This is a genomic window from Cryobacterium sp. Y57, from assembly GCF_002929505.1.
GTDB lineage: Bacteria > Actinomycetota > Actinomycetes > Actinomycetales > Microbacteriaceae > Cryobacterium.
In genome coordinates this window covers 1-2102 of the sequence record NZ_PJJL01000016.1, presented here as the reverse complement: position 1 = coordinate 2102, position 2102 = coordinate 1, and the positions used below count along the sequence as shown (strand labels likewise).

The following is a 2102-nucleotide window of genomic DNA, read 5'->3' as shown; positions in this document are numbered from 1 at the left end:
TTCCTCTTCATTTACACCGTCGCGCGGTATTACGTCGCGGTCACGCGCGCCCACGCGGAGTCCAACACCTCCGAGACCGGTCTTGATCGCGACGATTCAACATTCTTCGGCGACTTCATCGATGCTGTCGCCAGCAACGACCCCAAACGAGCGTTGGCACGGTGGTTCTCCACCGAGATCAGCGCCGAAACCGATATCGCCGCTCCGGCAATTCGGCAACTCGCCTTTGAATTTCTCGACCGGCTCACCATGCCGGCCTCGGATTTCATTGCCAGTGACGTGGCCGATTTCCTGCCCGACCCATACGAACCTGACCATTTCGTGGGCTGACGCCCGCGCCCCAAGAAAAGAGCTCCATGAGCACCCATCCACTGTCCCTTACTGCACCGCCCGCACTTCCGGCGCGCGGTCTGCGCATCATCCCGCTCGGCGGGCTCGGTGAAATCGGTCGTAATATGACCGTGTTTGAGCACAAAGGCAAACTGCTCGTTATCGACTGCGGGCTGCTGTTCCCGAAAGACATTCAGCCCGGCATCAACGTGATCCTGCCCGATTTCTCGATCTTGCGTGACCGGCTCGACGACATCGAAGCCATCGTCCTCACCCACGGCCACGAAGACCACATCGGCGCAGTGCCCTACCTGCTCAAGGAACGCGGTGACATTCCCGTCATCGCCTCCAAGCTGACCCTTGCCTTTGTCGGAGCAAAATTTCAGGAACACCGCTTGCATCCCCCGGTCGTTGAAGTTAAGGAAGGCGAACGCCGCTCTGTTGGTCCCTTCAACCTTGAATTCCTGGCGGTGAACCATTCCATCCCCGACGGCCTCGCCATCGGCATCCGCACAGAAGCCGGGCTGGTCGTGCACACCGGCGACTTCAAAATGGATCAGTTCCCCCTCGATAACCGACTCACCGACCTGCCCGGTTTCGCCCGGCTCGGCGACGAAGGCATCGACCTGCTGCTGATCGACTCGACCAACGCCGTTGTGCCCGGATTCACCACACCCGAAGCCCACATCGGCCCCGCCATCGACACCGTGTTTCGCACCGCGCCACGACGGATCATTGTCTCCAGCTTTGCCAGCCACGTCCATCGCATCCAACAGGTGATCGATGCGGCTGTACGCCACAACCGCAAGGTGGCCTTCGTCGGCCGATCCATGGTCCGCAACATGGGTATGGCCGCTGAGCTGGGGTATTTGCATATCCCGAAGGGATTGCTCGTGGATGTCAAGGCCCTGGAGCGGATGCAAGACGACAAGGTCGTTCTTATCTGCACCGGTTCACAGGGAGAACCGATGGCGGCACTGGCCCGCATGGCGAACCGTGAACACACCATCCGCATCGGAGAGGGCGACACCGTTCTCTTGGCCAGTTCGGTCATTCCCGGAAATGAAAACTCCATCTACCGGGTCATCAACGGACTGACCCGCTGGGGTGCCAACGTCGTGCACAAGGCCAATGCCAAAGTCCATGTGTCCGGGCACGCCAGCGCGGGCGAACTCGTCTACTGCTACAACGTGATGCGCCCAACCAACGTGATGCCCGTGCACGGTGAATGGCGCCACCTCACCGCCAACGCGGACCTGGCCGTGCGCACCGGAATCAGTAAAGACCACGTTCTCGTCGTCGAAGATGGCATCGTGGTCGACCTGGTCGACGGACGCGCCACCGTCGTGGGCCGAGTGCCGGCCGACTACGTCCTCGTCGACGGAATGACCGTCGGAGGAGATGCAGCGGAAGCGATGGAAGACCGTCGACTCCTCGCCGAAGACGGTGCCATTACCGTTCTGGGAATTCTCAACACCAAGACGGGACGCCTGGCCGAACCGGTGGAATTCATCTCCCGCGGCTTCAATTACGATGCCAACTGGGCAGCCAATGCCGCGCAGGTCATCGACAAGGCCATGGTTGCAGCAACCCAGAACAACGCGCTCGACGGAGCAGCCCTCGAGCGCATCTTCTCCGAGAGCGTGACCCGCTGGATGCAACGCAAGTATCGGCGCAACCCGGTGATCACGGCGGTCGTCGTTGACGCCTAGCGCTTAGCGGGAGCTACGAACGCGATCGGCCCGGCACATCACGTGTGCCGGGCCGCTGCT

2 protein-coding genes are annotated in these 2102 nt (G+C 61.2%); both read left to right on the top strand.

Annotation, left to right across the window (positions count from 1 at the left end; translation table 11 throughout):
- The coding region (locus CXY72_RS19375; RefSeq protein WP_158252391.1) for a hypothetical protein at positions 1 to 330 on the top strand (330 nt) is incomplete at its 5' end.
- 26 nt (positions 331 to 356) lie between these two features.
- On the top strand, positions 357 to 2042 hold the full coding sequence (locus CXY72_RS00115) for a ribonuclease J (protein WP_104125724.1): 1686 nt from the start codon (positions 357 to 359) through the stop codon (positions 2040 to 2042).
- The last annotated feature ends 60 nt before the right edge of the window (positions 2043 to 2102 follow it).

What these genes read in the sequence shown, in the direction of transcription:
- CXY72_RS00115 (WP_104125724.1), top strand. Translation starts at nt 357, where the DNA reads ATGAGCACCCATCCACTGTCCCTTACTGCACCGCCCGCACTTCCGGCG.